This is a genomic window from Novosphingobium colocasiae (assembly GCF_014652555.1).
GTDB lineage: Bacteria > Pseudomonadota > Alphaproteobacteria > Sphingomonadales > Sphingomonadaceae > Novosphingobium > Novosphingobium colocasiae.
The window spans coordinates 33,218-55,078 of the sequence record NZ_BMZA01000017.1 but is presented as its reverse complement, the minus strand read 5'-3'; the positions used below and the strand labels follow the sequence as shown (position 1 = coordinate 55,078).

19 protein-coding genes and 1 pseudogene are annotated in these 21,861 nt (G+C 67.3%); 16 read left to right on the top strand and 4 right to left on the bottom strand.

What is annotated here, in order from left to right; genetic code table 11:
- Positions 1–81: 81 nt before the first annotated feature.
- Positions 82–276: pseudogene (locus tag IE122_RS16015) on the top strand (type II toxin-antitoxin system RelE/ParE family toxin); the annotation flags it as partial.
- A gap of 12 nt (positions 277–288) precedes the next feature.
- Positions 289–579, top strand: coding sequence for a helix-turn-helix domain-containing protein (locus IE122_RS16010; RefSeq protein ID WP_189622261.1), 291 nt, complete (start codon positions 289–291; stop codon positions 577–579).
- Positions 580–601: 22 nt separating this feature from the next.
- Here the strand turns inward: IE122_RS16010 and IE122_RS16005 are convergent, their stop codons facing one another.
- The gene (locus IE122_RS16005) at positions 602–2,167 is read right to left on the bottom strand and encodes a carbon-nitrogen hydrolase family protein (RefSeq protein WP_189622260.1); all 1,566 of its coding nucleotides are present in this window, start codon (positions 2,165–2,167) and stop codon (positions 602–604) included.
- A 117-nt stretch (positions 2,168–2,284) separates the two neighbouring features.
- Between IE122_RS16005 and IE122_RS16000 the strand changes: the two genes are divergently transcribed.
- Positions 2,285–2,551, top strand: a complete 267-nt coding sequence (locus IE122_RS16000) for a hypothetical protein (protein ID WP_189622259.1) — start codon at positions 2,285–2,287, stop codon at positions 2,549–2,551.
- Here IE122_RS16000 and queF read toward each other — a convergent pair whose 3' ends face one another.
- Entirely contained in the window at positions 2,552–3,025 is a 474-nt protein-coding gene (gene queF / locus IE122_RS15995; protein WP_189622258.1) for a preQ(1) synthase, read from the bottom strand.
- A gap of 145 nt (positions 3,026–3,170) precedes the next feature.
- On the opposite strand from queF, the gene IE122_RS15990 reads away from it, so the two are divergent.
- From IE122_RS15990 to IE122_RS15975, 4 genes are all read left to right on the top strand, one after another.
- Complete coding sequence (locus IE122_RS15990) at positions 3,171–4,418, top strand: hypothetical protein (protein WP_189622257.1); 1,248 nt, start codon at positions 3,171–3,173, stop codon at positions 4,416–4,418.
- A gap of 30 nt (positions 4,419–4,448) precedes the next feature.
- A complete protein-coding gene (metC, locus tag IE122_RS15985) occupies positions 4,449–5,666 on the top strand; it encodes a cystathionine beta-lyase (protein ID WP_229814278.1) in 1,218 nt (405 codons plus the stop codon).
- On the top strand, positions 5,663–6,694 hold the full coding sequence (locus IE122_RS15980) for a mechanosensitive ion channel family protein (protein WP_189622255.1): 1,032 nt from the start codon (positions 5,663–5,665) through the stop codon (positions 6,692–6,694). The genes metC and IE122_RS15980 overlap by 4 nt, the downstream gene beginning before the upstream one ends.
- A gap of 246 nt (positions 6,695–6,940) precedes the next feature.
- Complete coding sequence (locus IE122_RS15975) at positions 6,941–7,822, top strand: OmpA family protein (RefSeq protein ID WP_189622254.1); 882 nt, start codon at positions 6,941–6,943, stop codon at positions 7,820–7,822.
- A 146-nt stretch (positions 7,823–7,968) separates the two neighbouring features.
- Here the strand turns inward: IE122_RS15975 and IE122_RS15970 are convergent, their stop codons facing one another.
- Both IE122_RS15970 and IE122_RS15965 read right to left on the bottom strand, forming a co-directional pair.
- Entirely contained in the window at positions 7,969–8,853 is an 885-nt protein-coding gene (locus IE122_RS15970; RefSeq protein ID WP_189622253.1) for a GGDEF domain-containing protein, read from the bottom strand.
- A gap of 179 nt (positions 8,854–9,032) precedes the next feature.
- Complete coding sequence (locus IE122_RS15965) at positions 9,033–9,692, bottom strand: helix-turn-helix domain-containing protein (RefSeq protein WP_189622252.1); 660 nt, start codon at positions 9,690–9,692, stop codon at positions 9,033–9,035.
- A 478-nt stretch (positions 9,693–10,170) separates the two neighbouring features.
- Here IE122_RS15965 and cobA point away from each other — a divergent pair, with 478 nt between their 5' ends.
- The 9 genes from cobA (at position 10,171) to IE122_RS15920 (ending at position 21,811) form a co-directional block, all read left to right on the top strand.
- Positions 10,171–10,965, top strand: a complete 795-nt coding sequence (gene cobA / locus IE122_RS15960; protein ID WP_189622251.1) for a uroporphyrinogen-III C-methyltransferase — start codon at positions 10,171–10,173, stop codon at positions 10,963–10,965.
- Complete coding sequence (locus IE122_RS15955; RefSeq protein ID WP_189622250.1) at positions 10,962–11,258, top strand: DUF2849 domain-containing protein; 297 nt, start codon at positions 10,962–10,964, stop codon at positions 11,256–11,258. The genes cobA and IE122_RS15955 overlap by 4 nt, the downstream gene beginning before the upstream one ends.
- Before the next feature lie 4 nt (positions 11,259–11,262).
- Complete coding sequence (locus IE122_RS15950; RefSeq protein WP_189622249.1) at positions 11,263–12,897, top strand: nitrite/sulfite reductase; 1,635 nt, start codon at positions 11,263–11,265, stop codon at positions 12,895–12,897.
- Positions 12,890–13,327: a DUF934 domain-containing protein gene (locus tag IE122_RS15945; RefSeq protein WP_189622248.1), complete on the top strand. Its 438-nt coding sequence runs from the start codon at positions 12,890–12,892 to the stop codon at positions 13,325–13,327. The genes IE122_RS15950 and IE122_RS15945 overlap by 8 nt, the downstream gene beginning before the upstream one ends.
- A 20-nt stretch (positions 13,328–13,347) precedes the next feature.
- Positions 13,348–14,166: a phosphoadenylyl-sulfate reductase gene (locus IE122_RS15940; protein WP_189622247.1), complete on the top strand. Its 819-nt coding sequence runs from the start codon at positions 13,348–13,350 to the stop codon at positions 14,164–14,166.
- 290 nt (positions 14,167–14,456) lie between these two features.
- Positions 14,457–15,719: an MFS transporter gene (locus IE122_RS15935; RefSeq protein WP_189622246.1), complete on the top strand. Its 1,263-nt coding sequence runs from the start codon at positions 14,457–14,459 to the stop codon at positions 15,717–15,719.
- Between the two features lie 169 nt (positions 15,720–15,888).
- Positions 15,889–18,984: a CHAT domain-containing protein gene (locus IE122_RS15930; RefSeq protein ID WP_229814276.1), complete on the top strand. Its 3,096-nt coding sequence runs from the start codon at positions 15,889–15,891 to the stop codon at positions 18,982–18,984.
- Positions 18,985–18,996: 12 nt separating this feature from the next.
- Positions 18,997–21,048 carry an adenylate/guanylate cyclase domain-containing protein gene (locus IE122_RS15925; RefSeq protein WP_189622245.1) on the top strand — a complete coding sequence of 684 codons (2,052 nt, stop codon included), beginning with the start codon at positions 18,997–18,999 and terminating at the stop codon, positions 21,046–21,048.
- A complete protein-coding gene (locus tag IE122_RS15920) occupies positions 21,035–21,811 on the top strand; it encodes a hypothetical protein (protein ID WP_189622244.1) in 777 nt (258 codons plus the stop codon). Before IE122_RS15925 ends, IE122_RS15920 begins: the two co-directional genes overlap by 14 nt.
- The last annotated feature ends 50 nt before the right edge of the window (positions 21,812–21,861 follow it).

Genomic DNA, 21,861 nt, shown 5'->3' with positions numbered 1-21,861 from the left:
ATCCAAGCCGCCAAACGCGCCGCTCAAACACTACAATGCCAACTCAATGTGTGAATCCGGTAGGGTACGGGCGGGGTCAGAAAGCTGCGTTGGGCGCGTTCGGGCAGCGGCAAGCGCGGCGGAGCCCGGGTGATCTATTTCTATTACCGCTCGGATTGCCCGCTTTACCTGCTGCTCGCTTATGCCAAGGCTCAGGCAACCGATCTGAGCACAGAGGAAAAGAAAGCGGTGACCGGCTTCGCAGCCATCATCAAGGCCACCGCAGATGGAAGGTAAAGGAACACGGCGATGACGGACTTTGGCCAGGATCTGATCGCGGCAATGGAAGAGGCCGCAGCGCATGCCCGGGGCACCGGCACAGTAGCCCGCGTCCACACCATCGATGTCCCCGATGTGCGCGCAATCCGCGAGACGCTGGGCCTGTCGCAACAGGCATTCGCCAGCGCCTATCACATCCCGCTGGCAACGCTGAAAGGCTGGGAACAGGGCCGTCGGCAACCCGACGCCACCGCCAGCGCCTATCTGTCCGTAATCGCCCGTTTGCCGCACGAGGCCCGCGACGTCCTGCGGGCGGTCTGAACGGTGACGGCGGCGGGGGACCTCACCCCTGCGCCTGCGTCCATTCCACGCGGTAGAGATCGAAGCGCCGGTCCTTGAGGTTCTGCACCGCGCCCGATTGCCGCGCGGTCAGCAAGGCGTCGAGGCTGAGGTCGGCGATGGCGATGGTTTCGGTGTTCGGCGCGGTATCGGCGGCGACGCCATCGCGCGCGAAGGGGAAATCGGACGGGGTGAGGATGGCGCTTTCGGCGTAATGGACGTCCATGTTTTCGACATTGGGCAGGTTGCCGACCACGCCTGAGGTGACGACATAGCACTGGTTTTCCACCGCGCGCGCCTGGCAGCAATACCGCACCCGCAGGAAGCCGCGCCGTTCATCGGTACAGAACGGCACGAACAGCATCAGCGCGCCCTGGTTGACGAGGTGGCGGGCGAGTTCGGGGAATTCGCTGTCATAGCAGATCATCACCCCGATCGGGCCGCAATCGGTGGGGATGACGTTCGCCCCGTAGCCGCCCTTGATGTTCCACCAGCGCCGTTCGGAAGGGGTGGGGTGCAGCTTCTGCACCTCGTGCGTCGATCCATCGCGCAGGAACACATAGGCGATGTTGCGGATTTCGCTGCGCCCGCCGCCCAGCTTGACCCGCGTCGGGTGCGAACCGCCGATGATGTTGATGTTATAGCTGACCGCCATGCGCTGCATGAATTCGACGAAACGCTCGGTATAGGTTGCCACCTTCTCGATCGCCTTGGCAGGGTCCAGCTTGGTTTCCTCGATCGACAGCAGTTCCAGCGTGAACAGTTCGGGAAACACCACGAAGTCCGCCTGATAGTCCGCTGCCACGTCCACCCAGTATTCAGCCTGTTCCTCGAACTGGTCGATCGTCTCGATCTTGCGCATCATGAACTGGACGGTGGCGACCCGCACCGAGCTGGGCACCCGTTCCTTGAAGCCGGGGATGGCCTTGCCGGTATCGCGCGGGGCCAGCGGATTGGTCCAGTACATCATCACGGCGTTGCCGCCGCTTTCCTTGTCCTGCGGCAGATAGCCGGGCAGCACGCCGCGCGGCTCGTAGCCTTCGTTCATCTGGAACTGGATGACCTGATCGCGCAGCTTCTTTTCCCGCACCGCCTGCACATAATCGGCGGGGTTGGGATAGCGGCGCTTCTGCCGGGCATAGCCGGGCATGCGGCCGGCGAAGGCGATGCCCTTCAGTTCGAAATACTGGCAGACCTCGCGCCGCTTGCGATAAAGGCGCTGGCCGATGCGCAGGCGGCGGAAATCGGGATCGACCGCGACTTCGAAGCCATAGAGCACATCGCCTTCGGGCGCGGGCGGGCGGCCATAGCCGCCGTTGCTGATCTCTTCCCAGGTATGCGGGCGGAAGGCGTCCTGCGCGGTGAGGATCATCGTGGCGCAGTGGCCCACCACTTTGCCTTCGTATTCGGCGACGAACTGGCCTTCGGGAAAATTGACGATCTGGCCGCGCACTTCGGCGCGGGTGAAGGCATCGACGGTGCCATAGACCTTGACCGACAGGCGGGCGATGGCGGGCGCGTCCGAGACGGTGGCGGGGCGGATGATAAGCTTGGCTTTGGTCTGATCCATGGCGCCGTCTTACGCGCAAGCCCGCCCCGGGTTCCAGACGGCGGCGATCCTTTTTTCCGCCGCCGACGGGATACATCGGCGGGGGGCGGCGTTCAAACTGGGAATAGGAGAGCCTCCATGAGCACCACTCTCTTCGCCCTCGCGCTGTTCGGCTGCACCGATGACGGCACCGAATGCCAGCGGATCGCCGCCAAGGCCGATACCTACCAGACGCAGGCCCTGTGTTCTGCCCGGGTGGAAGACGCGCTGACCAGCGACGCGGCCATGCGGGCGGAATATCCCACGGTCTATGCCCAGTGCATGACCACGAACAAGCTGGCCGCGATCGGCAAGCGCACGGTCGATATCAACCGCGTGAACGTGCAGTTCGCGTCAGCGCGCTGATCAGCCCCGGCCGCGATAGCCAGCCACGCCCTGATCGGGGGCCCACAGCCCTTGCGGCACAGGCCCGGATTGCCAGAACACATCGATCGGGATGCCGCCGCGCGGGTACCAGTATCCGCCGATGCGCAGCCACTGCGGTTTCATTTCGGAAAACAGGCGCTGGCCAATGCCCACCGTGACATCCTCGTGAAAGCCGCAATGGTTGCGGAACGATCCCAGGAACAGCTTGAGGCTTTTCGATTCGACGATGGTTTCGCCCGGCGCGTAATCGATCACCAGATGCGCGAAATCGGGCTGTCCAGTGACGGGGCAGAGCGAGGTGAACTCCGGCGCGGCGAAACGCACCATGTAGAGGCTGCCCGCGCGGGGATTGGGGACGTAATCGAGCACCGCCGCTTCGGGCGATGCGGGCAAGGGGCTGGTCTGGCCCAGATGCAGCGGGGCCGGGTGCACGGGTTCGGGCGTATCGGTCATGGCCTTGGCCATGGCCGCTCGGACCGGCGCTGACAAGCTTCGTCGTGCGATGTTCTCGCCTTGCCCGGTCAGATTCGCCGCGATCGGGTTTCGCCGCCGGGATTCAGTCTTTGTTCAGCCCGCCCGGTGCCGACTGCCCGGCAACATGAGGGCACAGTTCACCAAATCCGGGCAATCGCTGGCCTTGCTGACGGCATTGGCCGCCAGTGCCGCATGGCCGACGGCAGGCAGCGCGCAAGATGCCGGCGGGTGGAGCCTGCCGCCTGCACCCGCCACCCAGGCCCCTACGCAGCAGGGCCCGGTCGATACCGATCACCCGGTCGTGTCCTCCCCCAAAGCCAGCCCTACGCCCACCCCCCGGCCGACCGCGAGCGTGCCAACGCCCCGGCCAACGGTGCCGTCGGACGCTGCGCCTGCCCGCACTGCCCCCTCGCCCGCTGCGAATGCGCCTACCGCCGCTGCCACGCCTGCTGCTCCGGCGACGCCCGTTGATCGTGCGGTGCGCGACAGCCGCCCGGCGCGCCCTGCCCCCGCCGCTGCGCCGACGGTGCAGGAAGAGTGGTATCCCGCCCCCGATCCCACCGTCACCGCCCCGCCCCGGCCGGCATCGCAGGGGCCCGGCTGGCTGGCGTGGTGGTGGATCGTGCCGGCGGGCCTGCTGGCGCTGGTTGCGGTGCTGCTGGTTGCTGCCGGGGTCTTTTCGGCCCGGCGACGCTCCGCCGTGGCAGACGCAGATCCCGACACCGCACTGCAGCCTGAGCCGGACGATACCCCGGACATCGCCACGGCGGGCGATCCAACGCCACCCCAACCCGCCCCGGCACCGCCGAGCCCAGCCTTTGCGCCGCCACCGACCCCGCAGCGTCCCGCAGCGGGCATGGCCAGCCTCGATATCCTGCCCGGCAAGCTGCGCCTGTCGCTGGTCTATGCCACCCTGCCGCTGCGCATCGCGGCGGTGTCGGACGAGCCGGACCCGCGCGCGCCGTTCACAGTCCACGGCGACCTGGGCTATGCGCGCAGTGGCCAGTCGGCCGAGGAGCAGCTTGCGCCCCCGCTTGCCCAGCTTGCGCCGCTTGGCCGGATCGGGCCGGAGCTGGGCGGCTTTGCTGCCGAAGTACGGCTACCGCTGGCGACGGTGGAGCCGCTGCGGCAGGCCGGGACCAGTGCGTTCGTGCCGCTGCTGCGGCTGGCCTTTGTCGGCGCGGACGGCACGCTGGTGGCGCGCCGCGCCTTCGTGCTGGGTCTGCCGGGGGAGACCGGCGGGCTGCAGCCGATCCGGCTGGACCTGGGCCCGCGCGATATCGCCGATATCGCCATGCGATCGATCCCGATGCCCGAAACCGCAAGCAGCGCGGCCAAATTCGCTCTCGACCCTGCCCACGCCGCCGGTTAGGTCTGGCCCCGCATCATGCGGGAGATCGCCTTGAACAAGACTGACGGACCGGCCGACCGGAAACCGGGAACCCGGCTGGTCGGCGCGGGGCGCAAGCCGGAATGGACCGGCGCGGTCGTCAATCCGCCGGTCTGGCGCGCCAGCACGCACCTGTATGAGGATACCGCTGCCCTCGCCCGTGGCCCGCGCACGAACGCCGATGGCCACTTCTTCTATGGCCGGCGCGGCGCGCCGACGCAGTGGGCGCTGGCCGAAGCGCTGACCGAACTGGAGCCGGGTGCCGCCGGGACCGTGCTCTATCCTTCGGGCGTATCCGCCATCGCCGGGGTCATGCTGGCGCTGCTGCGGCCGGGCGACGTGGTGCTGATGACCGACAACGCCTATGACCCTAGCCGGACGATGGGCAAGGGCCTGCTGGCCGACATGGGCATCACCTGCCGGTTCTTCGACCCGCTTGACGTGGAAGGCTATCGTGCCCTGTTCTGCGACAGGACGCGCGCGGTCCTGCTCGAAGCGCCGGGCAGTCTCAGCTTCGAGGTCTGCGACGTGCCGCAGCTCGCGCGGATCGCGCGTGAGCATGGCGCGATCTCGGTGCTGGACAATACCTGGGCCGGGCCGCTGGGGTTTCAGGGGCTGCAGCATGGCGTCGAAGTGGTGCTGATGGCGCTGACCAAGCACGTAGGCGGGCATTCGGACCTGATGATGGGCAGCGCCACCGCCGGGGCGGAGCTTTACGCCAGACTGCGCCAGCGATCGCAGCAACTGGGGCTCATGGTCTCTCCCGATGACGCGGCGCTGGCGCTGCGCGGGCTGCGCACGCTGGAGGTGCGGCTGCTGCGCGAGACGCAAAGCGCGCTGGCGATTGCCCATTGGCTCGATGCCCGGCCCGAAGTGGCGCAAGTGCTGTGCCCGATGCTGCCCGGCGCGCCCGGCCATGCGCAATGGGCGCAGGATTTCACCGGCGGCTGCGGGCTGTTTTCATTCATTTTCCAGGGCGGTGACGCCGCCGCGCGCAACCGCTTTATCGATGCGCTGGCACTGTTCGGCATCGGCTATTCGTGGGGCGGCTTCGAAAGCCTGGCGGTGCCGGCGGATCCGGTGCCGTACCGTTCGGTTTCGCCATGGCCGCCGGTGCCGGGCGATCCGGCCGACCGGTTTGGCGTGCGGCTGTCGATCGGGCTGGAAGACCCGGCAGACCTGATCGCCGATATCGAGCAGGCGCTGGCCGCCTGGGCCGGTGCGGCATGAGCGTCGTGCCATCCCCCACCCCCACTCCCGCCGCGACGGAAACCGTGGCGGCGGTGGTCGTCAAGCAGCCGGTCACCGGGGCGGACGGCATCAAGGAGGCGGTTTCGGCCAAGAGCGGGGCGGCGGGCGATATCGTCGACACGCTCGACAAGCTGGCGCTCCAGGTCGGCCATACCCGCATTTCGGTGTGGGACGTTGCGGTCGTCGTGTTCGTGCTGGTCTTCGCGGTGTTCTCAGCATGGACGCTGAGCCGGCTGTCCTCGCGCATGCTGGGCCGGATGAAGCGGCTGGATGTGACGCAGAAGCTGCTGGCGGAAAAGCTGGCAAGCCTGGTGATCTGGGCGATCTGCATCCTTGTCGGCATCGACGTGCTGGGGATCGACCTGACCGCGCTGGCGGTATTTTCCGGCGCGTTCGGCCTGGCGATCGGCTTTGGCCTGCAGAAGACGTTCGGCAACCTGATCGCCGGCATCATCCTGCTGATGGACAAATCGATCAAGCCGGGCGACGTCATCGCGATCACCGATCAGGCGGGCAATTCCACCTTCGGGCAGATCCGCCGCATCGGCATCCGCGCCGTCTCGCTGACCACCCGCGACCAGAAGGAGTACCTCATCCCGAATGAGAACCTGATGGTCAATCAGGTTGAAAACTGGTCCTATTCCAGCAAGAACGTGCGCATCCAGGTGCCCATCGGCATCGCCTACCAGTCCGACATCGAAAAGGCCGAGGCGCTGATGCTGGAAGCCGCGCGCACCGTGCCGCGCGTGCTGGCCGCGCCGCCGCCGACCGTGTGGCTGGACACTTACGGGGAAAGCTGGCTGATCTTCAACGTCAACGTGTGGATCACCGATCCGGAGGAAGGCGTCGGCAACGTGCGGTCCGACGTGCTGAAGGCGGCCTGGGCGCTGTTCAAGGCGAACGGCATCGTCGTGCCGTTCCCGCAGCGCGATCTCAACCTGCAGGACAACGCCGCCTTCCGGCAACTGCTGGAAGCGATGCGGGGAAAGGCCGGGGCTTCAGACTGACCGGCATCGGCTCGTCGCGCGCAACGCTCTGATCAACTGTGCACACCCGGCGAGGGCCACCTTCGTTCATCTGCCAGCAAGGGCAAGATGAACAGGTCGGTATCTGCGTTCACATTGCGGCGTTCGTGCCGCGTTCGAACAAGCGGATCGGATGCTTTCTGACAGCCGATCTTGCGTGACGGGGGCGGACCAGAAACGGGGCCGCAAACACGCGAGGTTGGCCGTGCATAACAAAGGAGTTGCACAATGCCCAGCCTGAACAAGAACAAGAAAACCCTGCTGCTGTCCACCCTGCTGGTTATCCCGGCGATTGGCGGCGTTGCCGCGCATGCGCAGGATCCCGCCGAAGGCAACGTGGCGGCCACCGTCTATGGCGACGCGCCGGTCGATACCGCCAACCTGCCGGCAGGCCCGGACGTGGCCGGCATCATTTCGGCCCGCAGCGGTTCGAAGGTGCAGATCACGCAGACCGATGGCACCAAGACCGTCGTAGTCCTTAACGATGCGACCGAGATCAAGGCGCGCGGCGGCCTGTTCGGCATGAACAAGAACAAGCTGGCGGCGACCCAGCTGATCAACGGCCTGCCGGTGACGGTGAAGACCAAGCAATCGGGCAGCGACCTGTATGCCAGCTCGGTCAGCCTGCAGAACAAGGACATCAAGACGGCGGCGATGATCCACAACGGCACCGACCAGCGGTTCGCCTCCAACGAGGCTGCCACCGAAGCGCTACGCGGCCGGATGGGCGATATCGACCAGTACAACATCAAGGGCACGACCAACGTCAACTTCGACACCGGCCTTGCCAAGCTGTCGCCGCAGGGCAAGGCTGACCTGTGCGCCGCCGCTGCCCAGGCCGAGAGCATGGACAACGCCCTGCTGCTCGTCGTCGGCTACACCGATTCGACCGGCAGCGAGGAATTCAACCAGACGCTGAGCGAAAAGCGCGCCAGCAGCGTGGTGAATTACCTGCAGCAGGCCTGCCACTGGAAGCCCTATCGCATGCTGACCCCGGCCGGCATGGCCGAGGCCGATCCGCTGGCCGACAACACCACCGCTTACGGCAAGGCGCAGAACCGCCGCGTCGCGGTGAACATCCTCGTCAGCAAGGCTGTCGACGGGATTTAATATTCAAGGATGTTTGCGGCTCCCCTCCCCGGCGGGGAGGGGCTGGGGGAGGGGGAGCGATGCCGCAAGGCAGCGCGTTTACGCTTGCGGTGCCCCCCTCCCAACCTCCCCCCTGAAGGGTGGAGGAGTAAGTGGTGCCCCGCTTGTCACGCCTTCTCCCGCTCCAGCCGGTTGCGGCCTTTGGCCTTGGCGACGAACAGGGCCATTTCCGCGCGTTCGAGGGTTTCGTCCAGGGTCCCCGCCACCCGCGCCACGCTGGCGCTGGCGGTGATGGCCATGCGGCTTTCGCCGACCGTCTGGCGCAGATCGCCCAAGGTGCGCACCACGCGGTTGCAGATCGCTTCGGCGTGTTCCGGATCGGTACGCGGCAGCAGCACGGCGAACCGTTCCGAGCCGATCCGGCTGATCATGTCTTCCCCGCGCAGCAGTTCGCGCAGGAGATCGGCGAACACCACCAGCACGCCATCGCCGGTGGCCTGCCCGTACTTCATGTTGATCGCGCGGAAGAAATCGACGCTGAACAGGGCAAGGCAGCCGTCCGGGCCATCGTCCAGCATGTGTTCGAGCATCGATATGAACGCCTGCCGGTTCGTCAGCCCGGTCAGCGCGTCGGTGTAAGTGGCGGCGAACAGGCGATCGCTCATCGCCCGGCGTTCATCGACGCAGCGCATCACCCCCAGCGCGCCATAGACCTTGCCCTTGGCATCCGTAAGCGCGCGCAACTGCAGTTCGAACCAGTGCTCGGTCCCGTCCGCCGACGCGGCAGGGAATTCCACCCAGCGCCCGACCCGACCGCCCTCGATCGCCGCCGCCAGCGCATCGCCGACGATCCCGGCGTGAGTATGCCCCACCAGATCGAGCAAGTGCGGCCCGATCAGCATGTTAGGCACCGGGAACCCGAGCTGCTCCAGCGCCGGCGAGGCCTGGACGACGAACCCTTCGCAGTTGGTCTTGAGGATGATGTCCGATGTGGTTTCGGCCAGCAGCCCGTAGAGCGCGCGGCTTTCCCGTAAGGTGAACTGCATTCCCATCGCGTGCGTAACCCCGTCGATTGCCAAGGCGGATCGCCGCGCCCACGACAGGGGGCCGAAAATCCGGTAACGCATGTCAGCGATGAAGTTCGGCTAATCTTGTTAGCTTATTGAACTAACATTCTGAATTTGTTACCATTTCCTTTACCATCGAAACGATTGCACGCAAAGCGCGTTAATCATAAATCGATCATGATCCGGACTTTGTCCGGCGTCGTCTCCACCACTTGCGCGATCTGCGCCTTGCACTGGTTGACCAGCTCGGTCAGCCCCGGGATCGCCCGCGCCGGGCGCAGATCGGCGACGGTGGTGCCCAGCACGTCGGCGATCGCGTCGAGCCGTTCCTCGATCGGGCGGGCACGGCCCTGCTCCCATGCCCAGACGGTGGGCTTGCTGACCCCCAGCCGCGCGGCGAGTTCACCCTGGGTCAGGCCGCGATCCTTGCGCAGTCGCATCAGGCGCTCGGCAAAGGCCGCCCCGCCCAGCGCCGAGGGCGGTGGCGACAGATCGACGTCCTTGCGTACCGCGCTGCGCAGTTGCGCCGCGCTCAGCGCCGCCGGGGCGAGCGGTTCGGCAAATGCGCAACCGTGGAGCCGACCGCTGCTCCACACCACGGAGGCGGCGACCACGCCGATATGCGGCAAGTCCACCTCGATGACATCGGCCGGTGCCAGCGCTTCGGCGCATTCGAGCAGCATGCCGGTTTCGGAGAAATTGTGGACCACCACGTCGGTGGCAACGCCGGCGGCGGTCGCCCCGAGCGTTTCGAGCAGCAGCTTGCGGCGGGGCGCGCGGCCGGTAGTGTCTGGAAGGGGTTCGAACTGGGCGGCAATAGCCATCGATATAACGCTCCTGAAGAGCGAACCGTCGGGCCAGATCGTTAAGATTTGGTTAGAAGCACAGCCTAACGCGCCCGCAATGCGGTGTGATGGTGTCGCTGCCGTGCCGGCTTCTGCGCGCTGACTTGCGGCGGCGCTTCCCCACCCCCCGGCCCGGCCCCGCCGGGAAGGACAATCGCATGTGACGAGTTTACCCGCAGCTTCGTCATGCTGAACTTGTTTCAGCATCCATTGCGCGGCTTGCCCCACCGTCGAATAGGGCTTGGTCCCAGCGTCGAGCGACTTTCCGCGTCCCGGCCAGCGGCACAATGGACCCTGAAACGAGTTCAGGGCGACGAATATGGATAGGCAAGTTCATATGCGATAGCCCTCCCCGTCGGGGAGCGGAGATATTTCGGCGGGGCGCCTAAAGTTTGCCTAGCTGGGGGGCAAGGCATTCTGGCTGGCAATCTGCTCGCACCTGCATCATTTGCCAGCCATGAACCTGCGCCCCCCTTCCTCAGGCCAGACCGGCACCGTCTATCTGGTCGGTGCCGGTCCCGGCGATCCCGACCTTTTGACCCTGCGCGCCGCGCGGCTGGTGATGCAGGCGCGGCTGATCGTCCACGATGGGCTGGTCTCCCCCGAAATCCTGGCGATGGCCAAGCCCGGCGCACGGCTGGTTTCGGTGGCCAAGGCGCGTTCGCGCCACACCATGGCGCAGGATGCGATCAACGATCTGCTGGTCAGCGAGGCGCTGGCCGGAAACGACGTGGTCCGGCTCAAGGGCGGCGATCCGTTCGTGTTCGGGCGGGGCGGCGAGGAAGCCGAGGCGTGCCGGATCGCCGGGGTTGCGGTCGAGGTAGTGCCCGGCATCTCCTCCGCGCTCGGCGCTTCGGCGGCAGCGCAGATCCCGCTGACCCATCGCGACCACGCCTCGATCGTCTCGTTCGTGGCCGGCCAGTGCAAGGGGCTGTCCGAGCAGGACTGGTCCGGCCTTGCCGGCAAGGGCCGCACCCTCGTCATCTTCATGGGGCTCGCTACCGCCGCACAGATCACCGAAAAGCTGATCGCCGACGGGCTGACGCCGGATGTGCCCGTGGCCATCATCGAAAAGGCGACGACGCCGGCGATGCGCGTGTTGCGCTGCCCCCTTGCGGGATTGGCCGATCTCGTCGAAAGCGCCCGCGTGGCCAGCCCGGCGCTGATCGTGATCGGCGACGTGGCGGCGCAACCGGACAACACTATTCGCACCCTGTCCAGTCAATGGGGTGCGCTGGAGGCAGAACAGTGAAGATCCTGACCGGAAACGACCTCAAGAGCGGGGCCGTCACATGGTGGACCGGCAAGGGCTGGTCGCTGGACGTGAACGATGCAGCCGACATCGGCGATGACGGCGCGGCGATCATCGCCCGCGAAGAAGGCGCGCAGAACGTCTTTGCCGCCTACGTCGTCGATGGCGAGAAGACCGCCGGTGCGGTCCGCCCGGCGCACATCAAGGAGCGTATCCGCGCGCTCGGCCCCACCGTGCGGCCGGACCTGACGCTCAAGCCCAACGATCCCGACGCCATAGCCAGAGTGGTCTGACGCCATGTACAAGTATGACGAATACGACCAGCAGATGGTCGACACCCGCGTCGCGGAATTTCGCGACCAGGTCAGCCGCCGGCTTTCGGGCGAACTGACCGAAGACCAGTTCCGTCCGCTGCGCCTGCAGAACGGCCTCTATCTCCAGCTTCACGCCTACATGCTGCGCGTGGCGGTGCCTTACGGCACGCTGTCGAGCGCGCAGATGAAGGTGCTGGGCGATATCGCCGACAAGTACGACCGCGGCTATGGCCACTTCACCACGCGCCAGAACATCCAGTACAACTGGATCAAGCTGGAAGAGACGCCCGACCTTCTGGCCGAGCTTGCCTCGGTGGAGATGCACGCCATCCAGACCAGTGGCAACTGCATCCGCAACATCAGTTCGGACCAGTTCGCCGGGGCCGCCGCCGATGAGATCATCGATCCGCGCCCCTATGCCGAACTGCTGCGCCAGTGGTCGAGCTTCCACCCCGAATTCCTGACGCTGCCGCGCAAGTTCAAGATCGCGGTGATCGCATCGGATACCGATCGCGCGGCGATGCGCCTGCACGATATCGGCATCAAGATGGTGCGCAACGCCGAAGGCGAAATCGGGGCGCAGTTCTATGTCGGGGGCGGCATGGGTCGCACGCCGATGATCGCGCCGATGATCCGCGACTTCGTGCCGCTGGACCAGCTCATCACCTATTCCGAGGCGTGCCTGCGCGTCTACAACCGCTATGGCCGGCGCGACAACAAGTACAAGGCGCGCATCAAGATCCTCGTCCACGAACTGGGCAAGGACGAATATACCCGCCAGGTCGAGGAAGAGTTCGCGCACCTGCTGACCCAGCCGATCGAGCCACCGCTGGCCGAGCTGGAGCGGATCAAGACCCACTTCGCCGACCCAGCCTTCGAAGCGGGCCTGTCGGACGAGCTGGACCTGTCCGATCCCGATTTCGCGCTGTGGGTGGGCCGCAACACGCAGGCGCACAAGCAGCCGGGCTATGTCGTGGCCACGGTTTCGCTCAAGCCGGTCGGCGGCATTCCGGGCGATGCCTCGGCCGATCAGATCCGGCTGATGGCGCAGCTTGCCAAGGACTACAGCTTCGACGAACTGCGCGTGACGCATGCGCAGAACATCGTCTTCCCGCATGTGAAGAAGGCCGACCTCTACACCGTGTGGAAGGCGCTGGAGCAGGCGGACCTGGCAACGGCGAACCTCGACACCGTGGGCGATATCATCGCCTGCCCCGGCCTCGACTATTGCAGCCTGGCCAACGCCCGCTCGATCCCGGTCGCGCAGAAGATCTCCGAACGCTTCGGCTCGGCCGAGCGGCAGGCGGAACTGGGCGAGCTGAAGCTCAAGATTTCGGGCTGCATCAACGCCTGCGGCCACCACCACGCCGGTCACATCGGCATCCTGGGGGTCGATCGCAAGGGCGTCGAGAACTACCAGTTGCTGCTCGGCGGCTGCGAGGGCGCGGATACCTCGCTCGGCACGATCACCGGCCCCGGCTTCAACGAGGACGGCATTGTCGATGCGGTCGAGAAGGCGACCAACTTCTATCTGGAAAAGCGCGAGGACGGCGAACGCTTCCTCGATACTTACCGCCGTATCGGCATGGCCCCGTTCAAGGAGGCGATCTATGGGTGACGTTCGTATCAGCGGGCGGCCGACGCTGCAGCGCAAGGCCGCGCCGGCCGTCGCCGCCGCCTGTTTCGCCGAAGGCTCCAACGCCGCCACCGTGCGCGTCGAACCGGGCGAGGATGCCCGCGCATTGCTGCCGCAGCTCGAACAGATCGAGCGGATCGAGATCAGCTTCCCGGTGTGGACCGACGGACGCGGCTATTCGTCCGCCCGCATCCTGCGCGAGGCCGGCTTCGAAGGCGACATCGTGGCGGTGGGCGATATCGCCCCCGACATGATCGGCCACCTGCAGCGCTGCGGCTTCGATGCCTTCGATGCCAACAAGCCGATCGATCCCGAAACCGTGAAAGCCACGCTGGAGCGGTGGGACAACGTCTACCAGGCCACCGTCGTCGACGGTCGTCAGGCCATCTGGGCGAAACGGCACCCCGCCTGAAGCCCTGCAAGGACTACCCGATGCAACAGAGCCCATCGCGCGCTATTGACGCCAATCGCATCCGCGACCGCATCGATACCGGCCCCCGGTTCACCGAGGCCGATGCGGTTCGTCTCAACCGCCTGTTCCGCGGTGCCGATACGAGCGAGATGCTCGAAACGGTGCTGCGCGAGCAGATGGCGGGCGATGTGGCGCTGGTCTCCAGCTTCGGCGCGGAGAGCGCGGTGCTGTTGCATCTGGTGGCGCAGGTCGATCCGGGTGTGCCGGTGCTGTTCCTGGAAACCGGCAAGCACTTCCCCGAAACGCTGGCTTACCGTGACCGGCTGGTCGAGCAGATCGGCCTGACCAACCTCATCAACCTGACCCCGGATGCGGCGGAACTGGCGGCGAAGGACGCCAACGGTCTGCGCTGGTCGTTCGATCCCGACGGTTGCTGCGATATCCGCAAGGTCAGGCCGCTGGAACAGGCACTGCTGCGCTACGATGCCTCGTTCACCGGGCGAAAGGCGTTCCAGGCCAGCACCCGTGCCACCCTGCCCCGCTTCGAGATCGATACCTCGGACGCGCAGGGGCGGCTCAAGATCAATCCGCTGATCGACTGGAATGCCGAGCGTCTGGCCGCCTATATCGCCGAGCACGACCTGCCGCCGCACCCGCTGGTGGCGCAGGGCTATCCCTCGATCGGCTGCATGCCCTGCACCAGCAAGGTTGCGGCGGGCGAGGATCCGCGCTCGGGCCGCTGGCGCGGGTGGGACAAGACCGAGTGCGGCATCCACGCCGCCGTGCAGACGCCCGACCACACCGTCCAGCTCGCACCGGACTTCGATCCGGGCCTGTAATACCAAGTCTCAATAATTTTGACTCATGTCGCTCTCTCCCCTTCATGGGAGAGATACGCAGGCTTGGCGGCTTGTCCGCCTAGCCGGAGTAGAGAGGGGGCGAAGCGGTACCATCCCCCTCTCCCAACCCTCTCCCCTGAAGGGGAGAGGGCTATGAGTTCGGATCAACGAGCCTTGGTATAACCAAATTGCACCGGAGGCCACCGGGAATGCGTCGATCGCAAGCCCGGTGGCCTTGGTTTTGACGCGGACCGCAGTAAAGGGGTCTCCCCCCTATTGCGCAGCGCAGCATGACCGATCCCTCCCCCGCCTCTACTCTTTCCGCCTCCCGCCATCCGTGGCTGGTGCTGTTCGCACTGGCGACCGGGGCCTTTGCGATCGGCACCACCGAGTTCGCGGCGATGAGCCTGGTGCCGTTTTTCAGCCGCGACCTGCACATCACCGAGCCGCAGGCGGGGCACGCGATCAGCGCTTATGCGCTGGGCGTGGTGATCGGCGCGCCGCTGATCGCGGTGCTGGCGGCAAGGATCAACCGGCGCAGCCTGCTGCTGGGGCTGATGGCGCTGTTCGCGCTGGGCAACGGGCTTTCGGCGGTGGCGGCGGACTATCACAGCCTGCTGGCGTTCCGGTTCCTCAGCGGCGTGCCGCACGGGGCCTATTTCGGCATCGCCGCGCTGGTCGCCGCATCGCTGGTGCCGGCGGACAAGCGCACGCTGTCGGTCGCGCTGGTGATGACCGGGCTGACGCTGGCCACGGTGATCGGCGTGCCGCTGGCGAACTGGCTGGGACAGGACCTGGGCTGGCGCAGCGGCTTTGCCGTGGTGGCCGGGCTGGCGTTGATTACCGTGGCGCTGGTGGCGCTCTATGCGCCATCGCAGCCACCCGCCGAAAACGCGAGCCCGATGCGCGAACTGGGGGCGCTGCGGCGCGAGCAGGTGGTGCTGACATTGCTGACCGGGGCAATCGGGTTCGGCGGGCTCTTTTGCGTCTATACTTACGCCGCTTCGGCCATGCTCGAAGTGACCGGGCTTTCGCCTGGTACGGTGCCGCTGATGCTGGGGCTGTTCGGGATCGGCATGACGGCGGGCAACCTGTTCTGGGCCTGGCTGGCCGATCGCCACCAGAGCCGCGCGGTGGTGCTGGCGATGATCGAACTGGCGCTGGCGCTGGCGCTCTATCCTTTCGCCATCGGCCACGGCTGGTCGCTGGGAATCGTGGTGGTGCTGATCGGGTTCGGCAGCGGCTTCGGGACGATCCTGCAATCGCGCCTGATGGACGTGGCGGGCGATGCCCAGGCACTGGCCGCAGCCGCGCATCACAGCGCCTTCAACGCCGCCAATGCGCTCGGCCCCTGGCTGGGCGGCATGGCGCTGGCGGCCGGCTATGGCTATGGCGCGACCGGGTGGATCGGCGTCGGCCTGTCGCTCGCCGGGCTCGGGCTGTTCCTGCTGGCCGAAAAGCACCGGCGCGACCCACGGGGCGGGCAGGAAAAATCGCCGCATTTTAACGCAAACGATCCCATTCCCGCACAGACTGGCGACCGAGCCCGATAAATCGCCCAATCCTGTAAAATTGCCCCGCTTCAGAAACAATTGGACATTGCGGCGGAGCTTAACTTGTCGTTAGTGTCCCAAAGCATTGGCGCTGGGGGGCGACAATTCAAACGGGCATCGTCCCGACCTTCGATCCCGCTCCCACAGCGTCTCAGGGAAGGATGACGTTGTGCGCGGGATCATCAAGCTGGCGGCAATGGTGGCAAGCGCCGCGCTTGCCGGTCAATCGGGAGCCGGCTGGGCGGCACCCGACACCAGACCATCGATCGCGGCAGACTTCGCCATCGGCACGCAAGGGCCGGGATGCCATGCGCAAGGGACGCCGCTGGGGCAGGCGCGCAACTCAGTTTTCGAACGCAAGTGGTCGATCCTGTGCGCGGATGTCGCGCTGCCGGTGGGGGCCGCTTATGCCCTGCGCGGGGCCGATACCGCGCTGGACCGGGTGGCGGCGTTGCGGGCCGAACCGCTCGCCTGCGGCGATGCCGCCGCCGCGCTCTCGGCAGAGGGCCTGACCTGCACCGCCGCGCGATCGGGGCTGGCGTGGCGGGTCTATGCGCGCCGCACCGCGCACGGGATGGTGATCGTCGAAGGGCTGGCCGCCTATGACGCGGCGCTGCGCCTCGCGCTCGCCTCGCTCGAGCAGGACCGGCTGATCGCCGGCAGCGTCGGCATCGCCAATCTGGGGGCCGGCGAATCGATGAGCCTGGTGAAGGCGCGCGCGCGGCAGGGGGATGCCGGCACGCTGCTGGGCCAGGGCTATCGCGGCAACAATGCCGGCGCTTATGCCGAAGCGGCCGAATTCTTCGCCACCGCGCCCACCTTGTTCGACGATACCGTGACCGCCGGCGATCCCGATTCCGATGCGTCCCTGCGCGATGCCGTGCGCCACGAGGCGCTGGTCAACCGCGCGCTGCAGCAATCGAACCTGGGTGCCTATGCGCAGGCGCGGCGGCTGTTCGACGAAGCCGGGGCGATGCACCTGATGGACCCGGTGCAGGCGCGGCTGGCGCGCAACTATGCCGCGATCGACGCCATCAATCGCGGCAACCTCGACGAAGCGCTGGTCATCTTGGCGCGGCCGGTGCCGCCGTTCGTGTCGCCGGCCGCGCCTGATGGCTCGGTGCGGATCGACGGGACCACGGCGCGCGGGCTCAACAGCACGCCCAACACGCCGATGTCGGCGCTGCTGGGCCAGCCGACCCGGCTTTCGCCGCAGGACCGCGCCACGCTGATCGATGCGCAGGCGCGGCAGTTGCGCGGCACCGTGCGGCGGCTTCAGGGCGATTACGCCAAGGCGCGCGATACGCTGGCCGGGGCCTATGGCGATGCCATGGCGGTGCAGGACGGCCGCGTGGTTTCGATCACCCGGCTGCGCGCGCAGATCCTGTCCGAACAGGCACTGAGCGAGGAATCGCTGGGCCAGAACGGTGCGGCCGAAGGTCATCTGCGCGATGCGCTGGCGATGGTGCAGCAGGGTTATCCCGACAGCACATCGGTCAACGTGGCCCGGGCGCGGCTGGCCGGGTTCCTGGCCCGGCGCGGCCAGCAGCCCGAAGCGCTGACGATCTACCGCGCGCTGGTGAACGATGTGACCGCGCGGCAGGGCGTGCTGGTCGGCATGGAAAACCTGATGCGCCCCTATTTCGACCTGCTGGCAGGGCCGGACGGGCAAGGCACGCAGGACACCGCCGCCGTCGCCGCGCTGTTCGAGGCGGCGCAATTGCTGGAAAGCCCGGCAGCGGCCGACAGCCTGGCGCAACTGTCGCGCCAGTTGGAGGGTGGTTCGGACGAAGCGGCGGCGCTGTATCGCGATTCGCAAGGCATCGCCCGCGCGCTGGAGCGCAGCCGGATCGACATCGCCCGGCTTTCCGCCGCGCCCGATGGCGGCGCGTCCGTCGCCGCGCAGATCGCCACCTTGCGCGCCCAGCAGGACCAGCTTGCCCAGGCGCAAGTGGCGCTGATGGCCAGGCTTTCCGCCTATCCCCGCTACCGCGCGGTCGCCAGCCGCACGGTGCCGCTGGCTGACCTGCAGGCGGCGCTGACGGCGGGCGAAGGCTATCTCAAGCTGCTGGACGCGGGCGGCGCGGCTTATGCGGTCTATCTTGACCGGCAGACCGCGCGGGCGTGGAAGATCGGCCTGTCGGGCGCGGCGATCGATCAGGCGGTCAACACCCTGCGCGACAGTATCTCGCTGTCGATCGGCGGGGTGCAATCGACCTATCCGTTCGATGTAGACAGCGCGGTAGCGCTCGATCAGGCGCTGCTCGGCCCGGCGCGGGCCGAGATAGACGGGCTCAGCCACCTCGTGGTCGAACCGGGCGGGGCGATGCTCAAGCTGCCGATCAACCTGCTGACCGATGATGCCAAGGGCGTTGCCGCCTATCACGCGCGGGTTGCGGACGGCGGCGACGAGTACGATTTCACCGGCATCCGCTGGCTGGGCCGGACCACGCAGGTGAGCACCGCGCTGTCCGCCGCCAGTTTTCGCGATGCCCGCAAGGCCCCCGCCTCCACCGCGCGGCGCGGCTATCTGGGGCTGGGCGACAACCTTGCGGTCGGCCCGCTCGACAAGGCGCAATCGATCCGCTCGGCCGATCCGGCCGCGCCCGATGCCGATTGCCAGTGGCCGCTTTCGGCGTGGAACCGGCCGATCTCGGACGCCGAACTGAAGGACGCCGCCCATACCTTTCCGGCCGGAGCGGCGGAACTGGTGACCGGTGCCGGCTTCACCGACAACGCGATCAAGGCGCGCGGCGATCTGGACGGGTTCCGCGTGGTCCACTTCGCCACGCACGGCCTCGTCACCGCGCCCCACAGCGGCTGCCCCGCCCGCCCTGCCCTGCTGACCTCGTTCGGCGGCGCGGGGTCTGACGGCCTGCTGTCGTTCGGCGAAATCTTCGACCTGCGCCTCGATGCCGATCTGGTGGTGCTGTCCGCCTGCGATACCGCCAGCGGGGCCGGATTCGTGGCGACGCAGGAGGCCGGGCTATCGACCGGCAGCGATCAGGCGCTGGACGGGCTGGTCCGCGCCTTCATCGCCGCCGGCGGCCGCCAGGTCATCGCCAGCCACTGGCCCGCGCCGGACGATTACAACGCCACCCGGCGGCTGTTCCAGGGGTTCTACCAGGCACACGGCACTTCGATCGGCGGCGCGCTGATGGCGGCGCAGCGCAAGCTGATGGACGATCCCGAAACCAGCCACCCGTATTACTGGGCCGGCTTCGCCATCGTCGGTGATGCCGCCCGCCCGGCCCCGGCGCGCTGAACGGCACGCCCGATGCCCGCCCCCGCCCCTCCCCCCACCCCGGCCGCGCCGCCGCCGCTGCGGCGGCTGGTACGCAAGGGGTGGCGCAATGTGCGGGCGGCATCGGCGCGGCAACTGGCGGTATCAGGCATGCTGCTGGTTTCGGCGCTGCTGCTGATCCTGTTCAGTTGGAACGTGCCGGTGATCGGTGACGCCGAGGATTCGCTGTACGATCTGCGCGCCTTCGTGATGGCCCCGCAGGTGGAACAGGACCCGCGCATCCAGATCGTCGCCTATACCGACCAGACGCTGCGCAACGTGCGCAAGCGATCGCCGCTGGACCGGGCGCTGCTGGCGCGATCGCTGCGCAGGCTTGACGGCATGGGGGCCAAGGCGATCGGCATCGATATCCTGTTCGACCAGCCGCAGGACGAGGACGAGGACCTGATCGCGGCGCTGCGTGCGATGAAAACGCCGACCTTCGTCGCCTATGCCGACCTTGCCACCAACAAGGACGACATCAATTACGAACAGCAGGAATACCTGCGCGCGTTCATGAAGCGGGTGGAGGGCACCAACGTCCACCCGGCCAGCATCCGCCTCAGCAACTATCAGGGGGCGACGCGCGTGTGGCCGAGCATCGAGCCGGGCCTGCCGCCGCTGCTGGGCCGGGCGATGATCGCGGCGGCAGGCCAAGGGGAGGAGCGCGCCTTTGCGGGCTACACGGGCTCGATCCGCTACCGCCGCGCGGCCAGCGATGCGCCGGTGTTCTCGTCCATCCCGATCGACCTGTTCGCCGCGCCGGCCGGTGCCGATGCCGATATGACTACCGCGCTTTCAGCGCAGGTGGCCGGCCGCTACGTGCTGATCGGTGGCCAGATCATCGATACCGACCAGGTCACCACCGCGCTCACCGGCTATACCGGGGCCACGGTGCCCGGCATCGAGGTGCATGCGGAGACTATCGCCCAGATGCTCGACGGCGCGCGCAAGAGCCCGGTGCTGGGCTGGCAGCGGTTGGTGGTGGCGCTGCTGGTGGTCGGCGCGGCTGCATTCACGGCGCTGATCGACCTCAAGCCGTGGAAGATGGCCCCGTTGCTGATCGTCCAGTTGCTGGCGATCGGCGGGCTGCCGTTCCTGCTCGAAAGCCGCGATGTCGATACCTATGGCACGCCGGCGTTCGGCTGGCTGGGCGGCTGGCTGCTGGCCTTCATCGCCGTATCCGGCGCGGTGCGAGCATCGGGCGCGGTGGAGCGCCGGTTCGCGCAGGACGCGCTGGGCAAATACCTGCCACGCGACATCGCGCAGGAAATCATCGACAATCCGGAAAAGCTCACGCTCTCCGGGGCGAAGCGCGAACTCTATATCCTGTTCAGCGATCTGGAGGGGTTCACCCAGCTTTCGCACCAGTTGGAGCCGGAAGTCGTCGCGCGCCTGCTGAACGACTATCTCGATCGCCTCAGCAGCGTGGTCCTCGAATATGGCGGCGTGATCGACAAGTATGTCGGCGATGCGGTGGTGGCGTTTTGGGGCGCGCCGATCGCCAGGCCGGACGATGGCCGCAACGCCGCGCTGGCCGGACACGCGATGTGGCAGGCGGGCGAAGCGTTCCGCCAGTCGATCGATCCGGCGCTGCCGCCGGTGGGCCGGACCCGTGTCGGCCAGCACTTCGGCGAGGCGGTGGTGGGCAACTTCGGCGGTGAACGGCGTATCCAGTACACCGCGCTGGGCGATGCGATGAACACCGCCGCGCGGCTCGAAGCGGCCAACAAGGCGCTCGGCACTTCGGTCATCGCCAGCCGCGAGTTCGTCGAGCGTTCGGGGCTGGACTGGTGGCGGCCGCTGGGCAGCGTGGTGCTGCGCGGACGCTCCCGGCCGGTAGAGGTGTTCGAGCCCGCACCCGATTTTCCCGAAGCCGATCGCGCCGCGCTGAACGCAGCGGTTGTGCGGATCGCCACAGACACCGCCGGCGCACTGGCGCAGATAGAAGGCCTGGCGCAACGTCATCCCGATGACCGCGCGCTTGCGAAACTTGCCGAACGAACCGGCACACTCGAAGGGACCAAGGCCTATGTCCTGGCATAACGCATCCAGCTCGCCCCGTTTCACCGCCCGCCGTCTTCTGGCCGCCTGCGCCGCCGGGGCCGCCCTGCTGCTCCCGCTGGCCGCGCAGGCCGCCATCGTCGTCGCCGCCAGCGGTCCTTCGGCCAAATCCTATCCGCCGGGCACCAAGCTGCCGGACGAGGCCACCATCACCCTCCAGGCCGCCGACAGCGTGACCGTGCTCGACAAGAACGGCACCCGCGTCCTCAAGGGTGCCGGCACGTACAAGGTAGGCTCGACTTCGGGCGTCAATCGCGGGGCCACATTCGCCGCGCTGACGACGCAGCGCAGCGCCACGCGAGTGCGAACCGGCGCAGTGCGCGGCGAAGGCCCCGACGGCAAGCCGCTGCGCCCGAACCTGTGGTATGTCGATGTGACGGCACCGGGCACGATCTGCCTGACCAGCCTGGCGAACGTGCGCGCGTGGCGGCCGGCCAAGGACGGTGCGGCGACCTATCGGCTGGTCAGCGCGTCCGGGCTGGCATCGGGCACGATCGCCTTTTCCGACCAGTCGATGATCGCACCATGGGACGCGCCGGGGGCCCCGCTGCGCGATGGATCATCCTATGCAATCCGCGGCACCGGCAATGCCGAGGCGGTGACCGTGACATTTGCGCTGCTGCCCGCGCGCGGGCCTGATGGCACCCCCTTCGACATGGAGGATCTCGGCGCGGCGCTGCTGGAGCGGGGCTGCACGGGCCAGTTGGCGGTGATGACGCAGACGCTGGCGCTACCTTCGGGCTGAGCCTGCCGGACGAATACGAAGACGACACGCGCCGGAGGGGATAGCCGGCA